This window comes from Micromonospora pisi (assembly GCF_003633685.1).
Classification (GTDB): domain Bacteria; phylum Actinomycetota; class Actinomycetes; order Mycobacteriales; family Micromonosporaceae; genus Micromonospora_G; species Micromonospora_G pisi.
The window spans coordinates 6879965-6897059 of sequence record NZ_RBKT01000001.1 but is presented as its reverse complement, the minus strand read 5'-3'; the positions used below and the strand labels follow the sequence as shown (position 1 = coordinate 6897059).

The following is a 17095-nucleotide window of genomic DNA, read 5'->3' as shown; positions in this document are numbered from 1 at the left end:
GGGTACGGGTGGCGGCGGGCGCGCCGGCCTTGCCCACGCCGCTCGGTGTGGTGGTGCCAGGTGCGCCTGTGTCCGCTTCGCCGATTACCGCGCCGTCCGGGCCACCGGAGGGGGCGGCAGCGCCGGTACGCCCGGCACCGCTGACACCGGCCGCGCCGTTGTCGGTGGTGGCCGGACGGGAATCGCCGCCACGGGCGACGGAACCGCCGTCCTGGGCGGTCTGACCGGCTACGGGTTCAGCCTCGTCGGCCGACCCGTTCGCCACGGAGCTGGTACCGGCGGTTGTCGGGACCGGCCCGCTGGCGGGCGTGGTCACCGGCTTGGTGACACCGTCGGCCTCGCTGGTCGATTGCACCGTGCCCTCCGCCGGAGGGGCGACATCGTGGGACACCGGCCTCCTCACACCTCGCTTGGGACGAGCCGACCGTAACCGGTCGGCCAGGTCCGGCGCCAGCCCGGTAGAACGGCCTCCACCTGGTCAGCGAAAGGCAATGCTACCCGTCCCGACGGCCGGATGCCGCTCCCCCGCACGCACCGGATCGGTCCCGAACGACAAGGACCACTAAACAGTCAGAAGGGCATGGACGGGACGGGGAGCCAACCGATCACGGCCCCCGAGGAAAGCGAGTTCGAGCAGTACGGAGAAGCCCGCGACCGTGCCGCCCGCCTGCTCCACCAGCCCCAACGTCGCCTCCGCCGTACCCCCGGTGGCGAGCACGTCGTCCACCACCAGTACCCGGTGACCAGCGGTGAAGGCGTCCTGGTGCACCTCCAGGGTGGCCTCGCCGTACTCCAGGGCGTAGGAGGCGGCGTACGCCGCGCGGGGCAGCTTGCCGGCCTTGCGTACGGGCACCACACCGACCCCGGTCGCGTACGCGATCGCGGCGGCGAGCACGAAGCCACGGGCCTCGATCCCGGCCACCACGTCGAACGAGTCCCGCCCGTGGTACGCGATGATCCCGTCGATCACCTGCCGAAAGACCTCACCGTCGCCGAAAAGCGGCATCAGGTCCTTGAACACCACCCCGGGCTGGGGAAAGTCCGGTACGTCCAGCACCCGACTGGCCACGAGCTCCGCGGTGGCCGGGCCGCTGTCGCCCCGTACCCCGGTCTGGGTCTCCGTCACGCTGCTCCTCTCACCGGAGGTGGGCCGGTCGCGCCAATACGAAGGGCGCCCGGCACGCCGTGTAACTCAGCATGCCGGACGCCCTTGTCGCCTCTTCCGCCAGGGTCAGCGGCGCTTGGCCCCACTTGGCCGGTTTCCGCCGCCGCCACCGGGGCGGCCACCGCGTGCCCCCGCGGAGCGCTTGCCCGCCGGGCGGGCGCCGACCTTCGGTGCGGCGCCGGAGAGCGCGGCGGCCTCGTCGACGTCCTGGCCGTCGGTCGTCTCGTCGGACGGCTCAGTGCCGCTCTGGGCGACCGGACGGGCCGGCCGGCCGGTGGCACCGGTGGAGCGCCGGCCCAGGACCCGCTTGGTGTGGGTCTGGATCCGCGGCTCGTAGTCCTTGAGCAGGGTCAGCACCGGGGTCGCGAAGAAGATCGAGGAGTAGACCGCGATCCCCATACCGACGAAGAGCACCAGGCCCAGGTCCTCCAGGGTGCCCGCGCCGAGCAGGCCGGCACCGATGAAGAGCAGACCACCGACCGGCAGCAGCGCCACCAGACCGGTGTTGATCGACCGCATCAGGGTCTGGTTGATCGCGAGGTTGGCCGCCTCGCCGTAGGTCTGGGTGCTGCTCGCGGTGATGCCCCGGGTGTTTTCCTGGACCTTGTCGAAGACCACGACGACGTCGTAGAGCGCGAAGCCGAGGATGGTGAGGAAGCCGACGATGGTCGACGGGGTCACCTCGAAGCCGACCAGGGCGTAGATGCCCGCGGTCAGCACCAGGTTGAGGAAGAGCGAGGAGACGGCGGCGACCGCCATCCGCCACTCGAACCGCAGGATCAGGTAGATCATGACCAGTACGACGAAGACCACCAGACCGAGCAGTGCCCGCTCGGTGACCTGGTCGCCCCAGGCCGCGCTCACCTGGTTGATGCTGATCTGGTCCTCGGCGATGCCGAACCGGCTGGCCAGGTCGGCCTGCACCTCGTTGGACTGCTCGGTGTTCAGCTCCGTGGTGCGCAACTCGTAGAACGAGCCGCCGACGCCGTTGACCGTCTGGGTGGAGACGACGTGCGCCGGCTCGGCGCCACCGAGATCGCCCAGCGCCGCGTCGACCTGCTCCTCGGCGTGGGTGATCGTGCCGATGCTGGCCGGCACCTGGAACGAGTTGCCGCCGGAGAATTCGATACCGAGCTTGAACCCGGGAATCGAGATGCCCAGAATCGCGATCAGCACCAGGCCGGCCGCGATGCCGAACCAGAGCCGGCGGCGTCCGATGATGTTGAGACCGGCCTCACCCTGGTAGAGCCGGGTGGCCAGACCGCTACGGCCGCTCATGCCGCTACCTCGCTTTGCTTGGCGCCGACCGGGAAGGCCGTGGCGCTGCCCTGGATGACTGGCTCGCTCATGCTAGGCCTCCTTGGCCCGCGGGTTGCGCGGGTCGGTCGGCGCGGCCTCGTTCTTGTGCTGCAGCACCCGACCGAGCCCACTGACCCGGGGCGACAGGAACGCCCTGGTGTTGGCGAACATCGTCATGATCGGGTGCCGGAAGAGGAAGACGACGACCAGGTCGAGGATGGTGGCCAGACCGAGCGCGAAGGCGAAGCCCTTCACCGTGCCGACCGAGACCACGTAGAGCACGACCGCGGCCAGGATGGAGATGGCGTTGGCCGAGATGATCGTCCGCCGGGCCCGGGCCCAGGCGCGCGGCACCGCGCTACGCGGGCTGCGCCCCTCGCGGATCTCGTCCTTGAGTCGCTCGAAATAGATCACGAACGAGTCGGCGGCGACACCCAGGGAGACGATGAATCCGGCGATGCCGGCGAGGGTCAGCGTGAAGCCGATCTGCCGGCCGAGCACGATCAGCGCGCCGAAAACCAGCAGCGCGGAAAGCCCCAGGCTGAGGATGATGACCGTGCCGAGCAGGCGGTAGTAGAAGAACGAGTAGATGGCGACCAGCAGCAGGCCCACACCGGCGGCCAGCAGACCGGCCTTCAGGTGGCTGGAGCCGAGCGTCGCGGAGACGCTCTCCTGTTCCTGCGGCTCGAACGTCACCGGCAGCGCACCGAAGCGGAGCTGACCGGCGAGGGTGTTGGCGTCCTTGCTGGTGAAGTTACCGGTGATCTGCGAGTCACCGGTGAGCACGGCCTGGATCTCCGGCGAGGAGACGACCGTGTTGTCGAGCACCACGGCGACCCGGCACTTGCCGTCGGGGCCGACCGCGCTCTGGTCGCAGGCACCGCCGTCGTTGTTGAACGCCTCGCGGGTCAGGTTGGTCCAGTTCTTCTGCCCGGGGCCGGTGAAGTTGAGGCTCACCACCCACTGGCTGTTCTGGTCCAGCACGGCGCTGGCGTCACTGACGTCGGTGCCCTGCACCTTGGCCACGTCGAGCAGGTACTTCACCGGGCCCTCACAGGCCACGACCTGCTGGTCCTTGGCGCTGATCGAGGCCGGCGGGCGCTGCTCCAGCAACTCGCAGGTGATCGTCGGTACGTTGAACTGCATTGCCGCCGGCAGTGCGGCGACCTCCCGACCGGTCAGCTCACCGAACGGCTTGAGCTTGTCGAGCAGGGTCGGGTCGGTGGTCAGGTCGGCCGGCGCCTGCAGCGCGCTCGCCGCCGCCCATGCCTCCGGGCCCACCTTCTGCTGGACCGCGGCACGTTGCTGCTCGACGCTCTGCGACACCGGGGCCGACGAGGTCGAGGCGCTCGGGGTCGGCGTGGCCGGCGGCGCGCTGGTGGCGGCTGCGCTCGGCGTCGGCGCCGGGGCCATCCCGCCCTGGCCACCGGCGGACGGCGTACCGCTCGGCGCACCGGCGGACGGCGTACCGCTCGGCGCACCGGCCGACGCGCTCGGGTTCGGCGTGCCGGACGGGTCCGGCGTGGCGCCGGCCGCCGGCGGGGTCGGCGCGACCGCGCTCGGCGCCCCACCGTCCGCGGTCTTGAGCACCTTGCGGAAGCGCAGCTCGGCCGCGTTGCCGACCTCGGTCAGGTCCCGACTCTGACCGGGGAGCGAGATGACGATGTTGCGGTTGCCCTCGGTCACCACCTCGGCCTCGGAGACGCCCTGGGCGTTCACCCGGTTCTCGATGATCTGCCGGGCGCGCTCCAGGTTCTCCTGTGTCGGAGGCTGGTTGTTCAGGCTGGTGGCCTCAAGCGTCATCCGGGTGCCGCCGACCAGGTCGAGACCGAGCTTCGGCTCCAACCGGTCGCGGAAGCTCCCGCTAGCACCGCCGGCGAAGAAGACTAAGAGGTAGAGGACGACAAAGATGCCCCCGAGTACGGCGAGTTGCCGCCCGGGGTGCATCTGTCCCTGAGGTGGTGCCACGGCTGTCCTGTCTCCCTGCACGGTTCGGCCGCTGGTGATGGGCGGCGATGGGGCGCCGGCATGCCCGGCGACATGCGTACCTCTCCGACGTGTGTCACACGCCGGTACCGCTATTTACTATCTTCGATCGAAGATCGATCCCGGTGTCACCGAGGATCGGTCACTCTTTCGCTTCGATCTCATCCGGGATCGACTCGAGCTTCGGCGCCGAATTGACCACACGAGCGATGGCCGGGCGGGCGTACTTGGTGTGCACGCCGGGGGCCACCTCGAGGGTCACCGTCTCGTCGTCGACGGAGGCGACGGTGCCGTACAGCCCACCAATGGTGACCACCTCGTCGCCAGGGCCAATCGAGGACTGCATCTGCTCGGCCTCGCGGCGCCGCTTCTGCTGGGGCCGAATCATGATGAAGTACAGGACACCGAAGAACAGGACCATCACGAGGATCGGCGTGAAGCTACCGGCTCCACCGCCGCCGTCTGCCGCTAGGTAACGCACGCTATGACCTTCCCATTGGCCCCGTCGCGACGTGGTACGTCACGGCGAAAGCGAAATCTCCTGTCTGTACAGACAGATCGCGGCGAAGTCTAGTCGGTGAGTCTGTGTACGCCGAATGCGGCACGGATCACAAACAGATCACGACAGTTACGACTCAGCAGTGAACAGATCGGGCGTTGGGCCCGAACTACTACTAAAGGTACCATTCGGGGGCGTACGGCCGAGATGATGCCAGGCCGCCTCGGTCGCCACCCGGCCCCGCGGCGTACGGGCCAGCAACCCGGCCCGGACCAGGAACGGCTCGCAGACCTCCTCGACCGTGTCCGGCTGCTCCCCGACCGCCACCGCGAGCGTGGAGAGGCCGACCGGCCCACCCCGGAACGAGTCGATCAAGGCGCTGAGCACGGCCCGGTCCAGCCGGTCCAGCCCGAGCGCGTCGACGTCGTACACCTTCAGTGCCGCCTGGGCCGTCTCCAGGGTGACCACACCCTCGGCCCGGACCTCGGCGAAGTCCCGGACCCGGCGCAGCAGCCGGTTGGCGATCCGGGGCGTGCCACGCGAGCGGCGGGCCACCTCCACCGCCCCCTCGTCGGTGATCGGTACGCCGAGGATCCGCGCCGAGCGGTGCAGCAGGATCTCCAGATCCGCCGGGCTGTAGAAGTCGAGGTGCGCCACGAACCCGAACCGGTCCCGCATCGGACCGGTCAGCAGCCCCGACCGGGTGGTCGCGCCAACCAGCGTGAACGGTTCGACCTCGATCGGGATCGCGGTCGCACCGGGCCCCTTGCCGACCACCACGTCGACCCGGAAGTCCTCCATCGCGCTGTAGAGCAGTTCCTCGGCCGGCTTGGCGATCCGGTGGATCTCGTCGATGAAGAAGACGTCACCAGGGGCGAGGCTGGTCAGGATCGCGGCCAGATCACCGGAACGCTCGATCGCCGGCCCGCTGGTGACCCGGATCCCGGTGCCGAGCTCCGCCGCGACGATGTTGGCCAGGGTGGTCTTGCCCAGTCCCGGAGGACCGGAGAGCAGGATGTGGTCCGGCGGCGCACCCCGACGCATCGCACCCTGGAGCAGCAGGTCGAGCTGGTCACGTACCCGGTGCTGGGCGATGAAGTCGGAGAGCCGCTTCGGTCGGACACTGACCTCGGCGTCCCGCTCGGCGTCGTCGGCGTACGCCGAGACCAGGTCCTCGGAATCGGTCATCGGGTCTTACCGAGCAGCCGGATCGCCTGCTTGAGCAGGACCGGAACCGGCGGCGTCGGACCGTCGACGGTCTCCGCCACGGTGGCCACCGCCTGGTCGGCCTGGGCGACCGTCCAGCCGAGCCCGACCAGCGCCTGCCGGATCTGCTCCGGCCACGCCCCGCCGACCACGCCACCCGCGCCGTCCGGACCGATGGCGACCGGACCGATCTTGTCCCGCAGCTCCAGCACCAACCGCTCGGCGCCCTTCTTGCCGATCCCGGGCACCCGGGTCAGGGCGGCAAGGTCGGCGTTGGCGATCGCCTTGCGGATCGCGTCCGGAGAGTGCACCGCCAGCACCGCCTGGGCCAGCCGGGGGCCGACCCCGCTGGCCGTCTGGAGCAACTCGAAGAGGTGCTTCTCGTCGTCGGCGGCGAACCCGTAGAGGGTCAGCGAATCCTCCCGGACCACCAGAGTGGTGGCCAGCCGGGCCTCGCTGCCGAGCCGCAGTCCGGCCAGGGTGCCCGGCGCGCAGTGCACCGCCAGCCCGACCCCACCCACCTCGATCACAGCGGTGTCCGGACCCAGCCCGGCCACCACGCCCCGCACACTGGCGATCATCGTGTTCCTCCACCTCGGGCGGCGTCCGCCGCTGTGCGCCGCGCGGCGGCGTCGGCCGCGGCGGCCAGCCGGGCGCGGGTCCCGCCCCGCCAGACATGACAGATCGCCAACGCCAGCGCGTCCGCCGCGTCCGCCGGTTTCGGCGGCGCGGCCAGCCGCAGCAGGCGGGTCACCATCGCGGTGACCTGATCCTTGTCGGCCCGGCCCGAACCGGTCACCGCCGCCTTCACCTCGCTCGGCGTGTACGTCTGCACCGGCAGCCCGGCCCGCGCGCCGGCCAGTACGGCGATCGCGCTGGCCTGGGCGGTGCCCATCACGGTCCGGGTGTTCGACTGGCTGAACACGCGCTCGACGGCCACGCTCTCCGGCCGGTGCTCGGCGACCAGCTCGGTCAACGCCCGGTCAAGGTGCAGCAGCCGCAGCGACAGATCAGCCGCCGGGTCGGTCCGTACCACGGTGTAGGCGACCAGGGTGCACGGTCGGCCGGGCACACCCTCGACCACACCGACCCCGCACCGGGTCAGCCCCGGGTCGACGCCAAGCACCCGCACGCCGCCCCCTCCCCTACGCACCGGCAGTACACGTGTTCGACACCATAGTCTCCCGAACCACCTATCAGGGTGTCACGACCCTCAGTCGTGCACACAAAAGCCCGTCGGGGCGCTGCCGGACCGTCAGACCCGGGTCCCGCGCCCTCCTGGGTGTACACGTCGCGGCATCCACTCGGGCGCGGGCGGGCGTGCCCTCCGGGTACGCCGAGGCCCACCGACGCCGAGCTACCGGCCACCCATCGACGCGTCGCGGGGCCGACGTCTCATGGAGAGGCGGGCGGGGCGCCCGCTGGCCGGGACCGACGGGCCCGCTGGCATACGAGATGCCGGAGCCTCCGTGACCAGGAGAGTGCGACGAGCGACCTTTCGTAGACGTCATCCAGAGTGGATGAGCGCTCGTCCGGGACTCGTCCGGGACTCGTCGCGAGGATTCTACGACTGTCACTGAAGAATAGTCCTCCACTCGATTGCAGAATGAGTCCGCATGGAGCGGAGGCAACCACCCTCCCGTACACGGGTGTCCGTCGGACGTTATCGGGGCCACGGGAACATCACGTCTGATCCGCCAATCGAATACAGCGATCCACGCCATTGTGGAGCGGACGGAGGCAGGCCGAGGCGGACTCCGACGTACGTGCTTCCGGCCGGTCGTTTCGCCCGACACATGACCCGATCTGAAAGTAGCCGCTCCCGGCGGGGCGTAGCTGGCCGCAGTGCGCTGCGCCGGAGACAGCGAACCGGGAAGCAGCCGCACCTCCGAACGTGACCCAGATCACCCAAATCTCGGGATCGATCCATCTTCCCAGGTCAAGGGATTCTTCAACCGGGCCGCGCGCGGCAGTATGACAACGGAGAGCCCGGACGATCATCACTCCACGCGATGCCCCGCTCACCCTCGACGACACCGTCGACCCCGGTGATCACCCAAACTACATTCCGTAATTGCAATAGGCAGTCACGGAGGGTGATTTCTGTAATCGCGCCAACCGGCCGCAGGGATTCCACACTCGACCACGACAAGGGTTAGACACGTACTCCCGGCCTATGCCATAGTCGCGTCACGGAGCCGCAAGATCGTTGACGCCAATCAGTGCGCGACGTGCGCTGCTCATCGCATTCACGGAGGGAAAAACCATGCAACGAATGTCACGACGCATCATGTCCGGCGCCGCAATGCTGGCGCTCGCAACCGGCACGCTGGTCACCGGCGGGACTTCCCCGGCAATGGCCGGAACCCTCCCCTCCTGCGTCAATCTCGGCTGGGCGCCTGGTGTCGATTCCGTTTCGGTCGACAACACCTGCGGCTACGACGTGAACGCCAAGGTTCTCGTCAACAACTGGTCCGACAGCGACTGCCACACCGTCAAGGCCCACACGACTTGGCGTTACGAGTGGTACTTCCTCGGCGACTTTGACGGCGTCGTGACCTGCTGATCCCACTGCGATGATCGGGGAGCCGGTGAGACACGTCTTCAGGTCGCACCGGCTCCCCGACTCGCCACACGGCCCCCACCGCCGGCAATCCGGGTGGATGGATGGCTTCGGGGCGGACGCAGCGCCACGAGTCCGGCCACCGTCGCCACGTATCCCGCCTGGAGCCACATAGCCCCGCCGTGGAGTATGTGTTCGTTGCCCATGTGCGCCCGGCCGTACGGGTCGTAGCTTCTTGCGCCATGACGGCAGAAAGCGTGGCTGATCCCCACGTCGTACAGCTCGACCTGTCGGGGCGCACCGCGCTGGTCACCGGTGGTGGCAGCGGCATCGGCCGGGCCTGCGCGGTCCGGCTCGCGGCGGCCGGCGCGGTGGTGACCGTGGTCGACCGGAACGCCGAGGCGGCCCAGGCGGTGGCGACGGAGATCGGCGGGAACGCGCTCGCGGTCGACCTGGCCGATTCGGCGGCGACCTCGGCGATCGACGCCCGGGTGGACATCGTCGTCAACAACGCCGGCCTGCAGCACGTCGCGCCGGTCGAGGAGTTTCCGGTCGAGCGCTTCGCGTACCTGCACCGGGTGATGGTCGAGGCGCCGTTCCTGTTGATCCAGCGCGCGCTGCCCCGGATGTACGAGCGGGGCTGGGGCCGCGTGATCAACATCTCCTCGGTGCACGGGCTGCGGGCCTCGCCGTACAAGTCGGCCTACGTCTCGGCGAAACACGCCCTGGAGGGACTCTCCAAGGTGGTGGCGCTGGAGGGCGCCGCGCACGGGGTGACCGCCAACTGCATCAACCCGGCGTACGTCCGTACCGCGCTGGTCGAGGGGCAGATCGCGGCCCAGGCCGCCACCCACGGCATCGCCGAGGAGGAAGTGGTCGAGAAGATCATGCTGGCTCGCGCCGCGATCAAACGGCTGATCGAGCCGGAGGAGGTGGCCGAGCTGATGGCATACCTCTGCTCGCCGGCCGCGTCGTTCATCACCGGCACCGCGATCGCGGTCGACGGGGGCTGGACGGCAAACTGAAGATCCCCACACGCACAATGGGTCCCATGTCGTCGCCGATCGAATTCCTGGAGCTGCTGGCCCGCGAGGCCGCCGCGGTGGAGTTCGAGGGGCCACTGCTCGCTGCCCGCGCCGCCGGCCTACCGGCCGAGCGGCTGGCCGAACTGGAACAGGCCAAGGTGGTCGCGCTGCGGGTGCGGGCGCTGCTGGAACGGCGGCGCCAACGCGAGGTCGAACTCTCCGGCCTGTACGACACCGCCAGCGACCTGGCCGGGCTGCGCGACCTGGACGCGGTGCTCCGGGCGATCGTGCACCGGGCCCGGCACCTGCTCGGCACCGACGTGGCGTACATGACGCTCAACGACGAGGAGCACGGCGACACGTACATGCGGGTCACCGACGGTTCCGTCTCGGCCCGCTTCCAGCGGCTGCGGCTGCCGATGGGGGCCGGACTGGGCGGCCTGGTCGCGCAGACCGACACCCCGTACGCGACCGCGAACTACCCCGAGGACGCCCGCTTCCACCACACCGGCGAGATCGACGCCGGAGTCGGCGAGGAGGGCCTGGTCGCGATCCTGGGAGTTCCGCTGCGGCTCGGGCCGAGCGTGATCGGGGTGCTCTACGCGGCGAACCGTTCCGCCAGACCGTTCGCGCGGGAGGAGGTCGCGCTGCTGGTCTCCCTGGCCGCGCACGCGGCGGTGGCGATCGACACCGCCCGGCTGCTGCTGGAGACCCGGGCCGCGCTCGCCGAGCTCTCCTCGGCGAACGCCACCATCCAGGCACACAGCGCGTCGGTCGAGCGGGCCGCCGCCGCGCACGACCGGATGACCGCGCTGGTGTTGCGCGGCGGTGGGGTCGAGGACGTCGCGGCGGCGGTGACCGACGTGCTCGGCGGGGCACTGCTGGCGCTGGACGCCGAGGGTCGGCTACTGGCCCGGGTGGGCAGCATCGGCGAGCCGGACCGGGCGGCGCTGGTCGAGGCCGTGGTCGCCTCCCGGGCCGAGGGACGCAGTGTCCGCCGGGGCCCCCTCTGGTACGCCGCCGTGGTCGCCGGTACGGAGAACCTCGGCGCCCTGGTGCTGCATCCCGACGACGAACTGGTCAACGCCGACCAGCGGATCCTGGAGCGGGCGGCACTGGTCACCGCGTTGCTGCTGCTGTTCCGCCGGACCGTCGCCGAGGCCGAGGGACGGGTCCGGGGCGAACTGCTCGATGACCTGATCGCCCGCCCGGTACGGGACGCGGAGGCGCTGCGCAGCCGGGCCCGGCGGCTCGGGGTGGAGCTGGACGCGCCGCACGTCCTGGTGGCGGTCGGCGACGACGTGATCGCCACGACCGGTTCGGCCCGGCAGCGGGTCGTCTCCTGGGCGACCACGTACGCCTCCACCCGGGGCGGTCTGGCCGCTGCCCGGGACGGGCGGGTGGTGCTCATGCTGCCCGGCCAGGATGCCGGGGCGGCGGCACGGGCGGTGGTCCGGGACCTGTCCCGGGTGACCGGTCGCCCGGTGACCGCCGGGTCGAGCGGCCCGTCCACCGGGCCGGCCTCGCTCGGTACCGCGTTCCGCGAGGCGGACCGCTGCCTGACGGCGCTCTGGGCGCTCGGCCGGGCCGGTGAGGGGGCGAGCACGGCCGAGCTCGGTTTTGTCGGACTCCTGCTTGGTTCGGTCACCGAGGACGGTGACCGGGACGTGGCCCGGTTCCTCGCCGACACGGTGGGACCGGTGGTCGACTACGACGCCCGACGCGGCACCGCCCTGGTGAAGACGCTGGAGGCGTACTTCGGGGTGGGGGGCAGTCTGGCCCGCGCGGCCGAGCAGCTGCACGTACACGTGAACACGGTGACCCAGCGCCTGGAGCGGGTCGGGCAGCTGCTCGGACCGGACTGGCAGAAGCCGGAGCGGGCGCTGGAGGTCCAGCTCGCGCTCCGGCTGCACCGCCTCCGTACGCCCGCCTGACCGGAGGCGGCCGGGCCGCTCAGCCCGGGTTGGTGGCGGTGCCCGGGTTGGTGGCGGTGCCCGGGTTGGTGGCGATGCCGGCGAAGAAGGCGTCGACCACCCGTTCGGGCAGGTTCTCGTCGCCGAGCTTCGGGTGCCAGTTCAGCAGGCGCTGCAACAGCACCGGCGCGGTGAGCATGGAGAGGGTCAGCTCGACGTCGAGGTCGGGGCGGAGTTCGCCGCGCTCGATGCCCCGGCGCAGCACGTCCCGCATCACCTGCCGGCGGGGTTCGAGTATCTCCTGGTAGAGCCGGTGCATTGAGGTGTCGCGCTGGATCGTCGGCATCATGCACGGGAAGATCGACGCGGCGCGGGCGTCCGGGTTGTGGCCCACGGCGTTGAGCAGGATCACCAGGTCCTCGCGGACGTTCTTGCCGTTCGGCATGGCCGGTGGGCCCTTGAGCGTGCGCAGCGTGTCGATGATCAGTGCTTCCTTGCCCGACCATCGGCGGTAGATGGTCGCCTTGCCGACGCCGGCGCGGGCCGCGATCGCCTCGATGGAGAGCGCCTCGATGCTGCTGCCCTCGGCGAGCAGGTCCAGGGTCGCTTCCATGATGGCCTCGTCGACGCGGGTGCTCCGCGGTCGCCCGGGCGACCGCGGAGCATCAGCGGTGGTGGTCATGTCGGTCATTGTTTCCGACTTATGACGTGGTGGCCAGTTCCGGCGTGGCCGCCGGCTCGGGCTGGACGTGCGACTGGGTCGCCGCCCGTCCGGGCATCCAGCGCAGCACCACCAGGATGCCGAGGACCACGATGACGGTCGAGATCCCGGAGGCCCAGTGCATGGCGGAGACGTACGCGTCGTTGGCCGCGCCGATCACGCTCTGTCCGGCCGGGCCGAGCTGAGCCGCGGCGGCGTACGCACCGGAGATCGACTCGTTCACCGCGTCCCGGGCCGGAGCGGGCAGCGCTCCGGTGGCCGAGGCGATCTGGTCCCGGTAGACGCCGGCTAGCACCGACCCGATCACCGCGACCCCGAGTGCGCCACCGACCTGCCGGATGGTGTTGCTGACCGCCGAGCCCACGCCGGCCTTCTCCCGGGGCAGCGAGGACATCACCGACTCGGTGGCGGGCGCGACGATGTTCGCCATTCCGACGCCCTGGACGAAGAACGACACCAGGAGGACCCAGATCGGGGTCTCGGCACCGATGAAGACGAACACGAAGAGCGCGAGCGCGGTCAGGGTCAGACCGACCGCCGAGACGGCCTTGCTCCCGTACCGCTTGACCATGGCCGCGCTACGCGGGGCGAAGATCAGCTGGGCCGCCGCGAACGGCAGGTAGAGCAGGCCGGTGTGGAGCGGCTCGTAACCCCGGACCAGTTGCAGGTAGAAGGAGCTGAAGAACATCACGCCCATGGTGGCGAAGAAGGTCAGCCCGACGACCGCGACCGGGGCGGCGAACCGGGGCATCTTGAAGAGCCGGACGTCCAGTGACGGGAACTCGACCCGCCGCTCGTAGACCACGAACGCCCCCAGCACCGCCAGACCGCCGATGATCGCGACCCAGACCAGTGGCCGACCGAAGCCGTGCTCGCCGCCGTCGATGATGCCGTAGCTCAGGGCGACCAGACCGATCACGGAGAGCAGGACACCGACCACGTCGATCTTGTTGGGGCGCGGGTCCCGCGACTCCGGCACCAGGATGGCGGCGGCGACCAGGCCGACCAGTACCACCGGCACGTTGATCAGGAAGACCGAACCCCACCAGAAGTGCTCCAGCAGCAGTCCGCCGAGGACCGGGCCGATCGCGACGGCGAGGCCGACGGACCCGGACCAGACGCCGATCGCGCGGGCCCGCTCGCGGGGGTCGAAGACGTTGGAGATGATCGACAGCGTGGCCGGCATGATCGCGGCACCGCCGAGACCCATCAGTGCCCGCGCGCCGACCAACTGGCCCGGGTTCTGGGCGTACGCGGAGAGCAGCGAGGAGAGCCCGAACATGGCGAGCCCGAAGAGCAGGAACCGCTTGCGGCCGAGCCGGTCGCCGAGCACTCCGAAGGTGAAGAGCAGGCCGGCGAAGACCAGCGTGTAGGAGTTGATCGCCCATTCCAGCTCACCCTGGCTCGCGCCGAGCCCGTGTACCGGGTCGGACAACGTACGCAGGGCGACGTTGAGGATCGTGTTGTCGAGGACCACCACCAGCAGGCTGATCACCAGCACGCCGAGGATGGCCCAGCGCCGGGGATGCCCGGTGTTCTCGAATGGTTGTGGGTTTTGCATCGACGCCTCTACCCCCGATACTCCGTATCACCAATACGATACGGAACAGACTCGTAACGAAAAGGAGGCTAGTCCTCGGCGATGCGATACGAAACCGTATCGTATTGAAATGTGATCGGGCTCACCCGACCGCCCGCGCTGACACCTCAGCGCAGCGCGGACAGGGCGAGGTCGACGTCCTCGGTGGTCGAGTAGAGGTGGAACGAGGCCCGTACCCGGCCCGCCCGGACCGCGGCCCGGACACCGGCCGCCGCCAGCCGCTCCTCCGCCCCGGGCACGTCGACAGTGACGATCGCGCTGTCGCCCGGCGGTCGCCCCAGACCGGCGAGGAACCGGTTGGCCAGGGAGACGTTGTGCTCGCGGATCGCCGGCAGGCCGATCTCGGCGAGCAGTTCCAGCGCCGGAGCCGCACCGACATAACAGAACCAGGCCGGCGACAGGTCGAACCGGCGGGCGTCGGCCGCGAGTCGCAGCGGCGGGCCGTAATAGGAGGCGTGCGGGTCCTCACCCGCGTACCAGTTCGCGGCCGACGGGGTGAGCCGCTCACGCAGGCTCGGGGCAAGGTACGCGAATGCGGCACCACGCGGTGCCATCAACCACTTGTACGCGGTCACCACCACCGCGTCCGCCAGGTGCGCGTCGAACGGCAGCCACCCGCAGCCCTGGGACGCGTCGACCACCACCAGGGCGCCGTGCTCACGGGCGGCCGTCACCACGGCGTCGTACTCCGCGACCGCCCCGGTGGCGGACTGGACCAGGCTGAACGCGACCAGATCCGTACCCGCGTCGACCGACTCGGCCAGCCGGTCGGCCGGCACCGTCCGCACCCGTACGCCCCGCTCGCCCTGCGCCAGCCAGGGGAAGAGGTTCGAGGTGAACTCCTCGGTCGGGGCGAGGACGTTCGTTCCCGCCGGCAGCGCCGCCGCGATCGGCGCCAGCAACTGGGAGGCCGTGCTGCCGATCGTGATGTCACCGACCGGCACCCCGAGCAGCCCGGCGAAGGCCCGCCGGGAACGCTCGGCCTGCTCACCCCACCCCTCCCACGAGGTACGCCCGACCTGCCACTGCCCGAGCGCCGCCTGCAACGCCTCCCAGGCCGGTCGTGGTGGCAGCCCGTAGCTGGCGGTGTTGAGCCAACCCGGCTCGGGATTCCACAACTCCTGCGCGCGGACCAGATCCATGCGGGCAGGATAGGTCGCCCTGGCGATATCCACGGACCACCGATCCCTGGATGAGCTGCACCTGGATCTGCGCCAGCACCGGTGTGACCGTTGGAGCCGAACCGGACGGAAACACCGTTGACCAGGGAGATGTTGTGAAGGACATGACCGTGCCCGACCTGACCGGAAAACTTGCCGTGGTCACCGGCGCCAGTGACGGCATCGGTCTCGGCCTCGCCGAACGGCTGGCCCGGGCCGGCGCCGAACTGGTCCTGCCGGTGCGAAACCCGGTCAAGGGCACCGCCGCGCTCGAAAGGCTCCGTACGAGTGTTCCCCGGGCCGTCGCCTCCACCCGTGAGCTCGACCTGGCCTCACTGGACTCCGTACGGACGTTCACCGAAGCACTCCGGCGCGAGGGTCGTCCGGTCAACATTTTGATCAACAATGCCGGCGTGATGACCCCGCCCACCCGGCACATCACCCGTGACGGCCTGGAGTTGCAGTTCGGTACGAACCACATCGGCCACCTGGCGCTGGTGGCGGGCCTGCTGCCGCTGCTCGACGCGGGCCGGGCCCGGGTCACCACGATGTCGAGCAGTGCCGCCCGGTACGCGAAAATCGACTGGGACGACCTGCAGAGCGAACGGAAGTACTCGCCGGTCCGCTCGTACAACCTTTCGAAGCTGGCCAACCTGCACTTTGGGCTGGAACTGGACCGACGTGCCAGCGCGGCCGGCTGGAACATCGTCAGCAACGTCGCCCACCCGGGCACGACCCTGACGAACCTGTACGCGTCCGGGCCGAACCTGGGCCGGACCAAGCGCTCGCCACAAGAGGCACTCATGAAGCGGCTGCATCGCTGGGGCGTGTTCGTACAGAGCGTCGAGGCCGGCATGTTGCCCGCCCTGTACGCGGCGACCAGCCCGGACGCGCGGGGTGGCCGGTTCTACGGTCCCGACGGCCTCGGCCAGTTCACCGGCGGCCCGACCGAACTGGGCGTCTACCGGTCGGCCCGGAGCGAGGCCGACGCGGCCCGGCTCTGGACCGTCTCCGAACGCCTGGCGAGGGTCGATTTCGCCACCCACGTGTGAGTTCCGCGAGCAGGAGGGAAGCTGATCCGATGGAACGGGCTCGACTCGCCGACTTCCTCCGGACCCGGCGCGAGGCGTTGCAACCGGAGGATGTCGGCCTGCCCCGGGGGCGGCGTCGGCGTACCGGCGGGCTGCGTCGCGAGGAGGTTGCCGCGCTCTCCGACATGTCGACCGACTACTACAGCCGGATCGAACAGCAGCGCGGTCCGCAACCCTCCGAGCAGATGCTCGCCGCGATCGCCCGCGGGCTACGGCTCTCACTCGACGAGCGGGATCACCTGTTCCGCCTCGGCGGCTACCCCACCCCGCGGCGGGTCCTCCGTACCGACCACATCAATCCGGGGATGATGCGCATCTTCGACGGCCTCGAGGACGTACCCGCCCAGGTCGTGAGCAACCTCGGCGAGACCCTGAAACAGACCCGGCTCGCGAGTGCGCTGCTCGGTGACGAAACCGCCCACAGCGGACTGGCCCGTAGTTGGCACTACCGGTGGTTCGCCGACCCGACCGCACGATCGGTGTATCCCGAGGAGGACCATCCCCGGCACAGTCGCCTGATCGCGGCGGACCTGCACCGCACGTACACCCGCGACGGCGCGGACTCGCGCGCCGGCAGCATCGTCGAGGCACTGCTCGCGGCGAGCCCGGAGTTCGCCGAGATCTGGCGCGAACACCCGGTGGCCGGGCCGTACTGCGCCCCGAAACGCATCCAGCACCCGCAACTCGGACTGCTCGAACTGCACTGCCAGGTGCTCGTCGACCCGGACCAGTCCCAGTCACTTCTGGTCTACACCGCCACCCCGGGCAGCGAGAGCTACGACAAACTGCGACTGCTTTCGGTGGTCGCCGGCCAGGGCATCTGATCGATGTCCCGGCGCGACCGTGACAGAACCATGACACGGTACG

15 protein-coding genes are annotated in these 17095 nt (G+C 70.2%); 5 read left to right on the top strand and 10 right to left on the bottom strand.

The window, feature by feature from the left end; all coding sequences use genetic code 11:
* Nucleotides 1–562 precede the first annotated feature (562 nt).
* From BDK92_RS29840 to ruvC, 7 genes are all read right to left on the bottom strand, one after another.
* Nucleotides 563–1126 carry an adenine phosphoribosyltransferase gene (locus BDK92_RS29840; RefSeq protein ID WP_121159740.1) on the bottom strand — a complete coding sequence of 188 codons (564 nt, stop codon included), beginning with the start codon at nt 1124–1126 and terminating at the stop codon, nt 563–565.
* 105 nt (nt 1127–1231) lie between these two features.
* The gene (secF, locus tag BDK92_RS29835; protein ID WP_121159738.1) at nt 1232–2443 is read right to left on the bottom strand and encodes a protein translocase subunit SecF; all 1212 of its coding nucleotides are present in this window, start codon (nt 2441–2443) and stop codon (nt 1232–1234) included.
* Between the two features lie 72 nt (nt 2444–2515).
* Complete coding sequence (gene secD, locus BDK92_RS29830) at nt 2516–4432, bottom strand: protein translocase subunit SecD (protein WP_211349413.1); 1917 nt, start codon at nt 4430–4432, stop codon at nt 2516–2518.
* A gap of 160 nt (nt 4433–4592) precedes the next feature.
* Nucleotides 4593–4931 carry a preprotein translocase subunit YajC gene (gene yajC / locus BDK92_RS29825; RefSeq protein ID WP_121159735.1) on the bottom strand — a complete coding sequence of 113 codons (339 nt, stop codon included), beginning with the start codon at nt 4929–4931 and terminating at the stop codon, nt 4593–4595.
* Nucleotides 4932–5078: 147 nt separating this feature from the next.
* Nucleotides 5079–6137: a Holliday junction branch migration DNA helicase RuvB gene (gene ruvB, locus BDK92_RS29820; protein ID WP_121159734.1), complete on the bottom strand. Its 1059-nt coding sequence runs from the start codon at nt 6135–6137 to the stop codon at nt 5079–5081.
* On the bottom strand, nt 6134–6736 hold the full coding sequence (ruvA, locus tag BDK92_RS29815) for a Holliday junction branch migration protein RuvA (RefSeq protein ID WP_121159733.1): 603 nt from the start codon (nt 6734–6736) through the stop codon (nt 6134–6136). The genes ruvB and ruvA overlap by 4 nt, the downstream gene beginning before the upstream one ends.
* Nucleotides 6733–7287, bottom strand: coding sequence for a crossover junction endodeoxyribonuclease RuvC (gene ruvC / locus BDK92_RS29810; protein WP_121159731.1), 555 nt, complete (start codon nt 7285–7287; stop codon nt 6733–6735). The genes ruvA and ruvC overlap by 4 nt, the downstream gene beginning before the upstream one ends.
* Before the next feature lie 1143 nt (nt 7288–8430).
* On the opposite strand from ruvC, the gene BDK92_RS29805 reads away from it, so the two are divergent.
* From BDK92_RS29805 to BDK92_RS29795, 3 genes are all read left to right on the top strand, one after another.
* Nucleotides 8431–8721: a hypothetical protein gene (locus tag BDK92_RS29805; protein ID WP_147457155.1), complete on the top strand. Its 291-nt coding sequence runs from the start codon at nt 8431–8433 to the stop codon at nt 8719–8721.
* A 239-nt stretch (nt 8722–8960) separates the two neighbouring features.
* Complete coding sequence (locus BDK92_RS29800) at nt 8961–9743, top strand: 3-hydroxybutyrate dehydrogenase (protein WP_121159728.1); 783 nt, start codon at nt 8961–8963, stop codon at nt 9741–9743.
* A 17-nt stretch (nt 9744–9760) separates the two neighbouring features.
* Nucleotides 9761–11677 (top strand): helix-turn-helix domain-containing protein, encoded by a 1917-nt coding sequence (locus BDK92_RS29795; RefSeq protein WP_121159726.1) that lies wholly within the window; start codon nt 9761–9763, stop codon nt 11675–11677.
* Between the two features lie 19 nt (nt 11678–11696).
* Here BDK92_RS29795 and BDK92_RS29790 read toward each other — a convergent pair whose 3' ends face one another.
* The 3 genes from BDK92_RS29790 to BDK92_RS29780 form a co-directional block, all read right to left on the bottom strand.
* Complete coding sequence (locus BDK92_RS29790) at nt 11697–12347, bottom strand: TetR/AcrR family transcriptional regulator (RefSeq protein WP_121159725.1); 651 nt, start codon at nt 12345–12347, stop codon at nt 11697–11699.
* A 10-nt stretch (nt 12348–12357) separates the two neighbouring features.
* On the bottom strand, nt 12358–13938 hold the full coding sequence (locus BDK92_RS29785) for an MFS transporter (RefSeq protein ID WP_121159724.1): 1581 nt from the start codon (nt 13936–13938) through the stop codon (nt 12358–12360).
* A 146-nt stretch (nt 13939–14084) separates the two neighbouring features.
* Nucleotides 14085–15119: an aminotransferase class V-fold PLP-dependent enzyme gene (locus BDK92_RS29780; RefSeq protein ID WP_121159723.1), complete on the bottom strand. Its 1035-nt coding sequence runs from the start codon at nt 15117–15119 to the stop codon at nt 14085–14087.
* Between the two features lie 143 nt (nt 15120–15262).
* Between BDK92_RS29780 and BDK92_RS29775 the strand changes: the two genes are divergently transcribed.
* Entirely contained in the window at nt 15263–16189 is a 927-nt protein-coding gene (locus BDK92_RS29775) for an SDR family oxidoreductase (protein ID WP_121162711.1), read from the top strand.
* A 29-nt stretch (nt 16190–16218) separates the two neighbouring features.
* Nucleotides 16219–17052 (top strand): helix-turn-helix transcriptional regulator, encoded by an 834-nt coding sequence (locus BDK92_RS29770; RefSeq protein ID WP_121159721.1) that lies wholly within the window; start codon nt 16219–16221, stop codon nt 17050–17052.
* The last annotated feature ends 43 nt before the right edge of the window (nt 17053–17095 follow it).

Excerpts from the sequence above, each read along its gene's own strand:
- secF (WP_121159738.1), bottom strand. The coding sequence starts at position 2,443 with ATGAGCGGCCGTAGCGGTCTGGCCACCCGGCTCTACCAGGGTGAGGCC.
- ruvB (WP_121159734.1), bottom strand. The coding sequence starts at position 6,137 with ATGACCGATTCCGAGGACCTGGTCTCGGCGTACGCCGACGACGCCGAG.
- ruvA (WP_121159733.1), bottom strand. The coding sequence starts at position 6,736 with ATGATCGCCAGTGTGCGGGGCGTGGTGGCCGGGCTGGGTCCGGACACC.
- BDK92_RS29805 (WP_147457155.1), top strand. The coding sequence starts at position 8,431 with ATGTCACGACGCATCATGTCCGGCGCCGCAATGCTGGCGCTCGCAACC.
- BDK92_RS29800 (WP_121159728.1), top strand. The coding sequence starts at position 8,961 with ATGACGGCAGAAAGCGTGGCTGATCCCCACGTCGTACAGCTCGACCTG.
- BDK92_RS29795 (WP_121159726.1), top strand. The coding sequence starts at position 9,761 with ATGGGTCCCATGTCGTCGCCGATCGAATTCCTGGAGCTGCTGGCCCGC.
- BDK92_RS29790 (WP_121159725.1), bottom strand. The coding sequence starts at position 12,347 with ATGACCGACATGACCACCACCGCTGATGCTCCGCGGTCGCCCGGGCGA.
- BDK92_RS29785 (WP_121159724.1), bottom strand. The coding sequence starts at position 13,938 with ATGCAAAACCCACAACCATTCGAGAACACCGGGCATCCCCGGCGCTGG.
- BDK92_RS29780 (WP_121159723.1), bottom strand. The coding sequence starts at position 15,119 with ATGGATCTGGTCCGCGCGCAGGAGTTGTGGAATCCCGAGCCGGGTTGG.
- BDK92_RS29775 (WP_121162711.1), top strand. The coding sequence starts at position 15,263 with ATGACCGTGCCCGACCTGACCGGAAAACTTGCCGTGGTCACCGGCGCC.
- BDK92_RS29770 (WP_121159721.1), top strand. The coding sequence starts at position 16,219 with ATGGAACGGGCTCGACTCGCCGACTTCCTCCGGACCCGGCGCGAGGCG.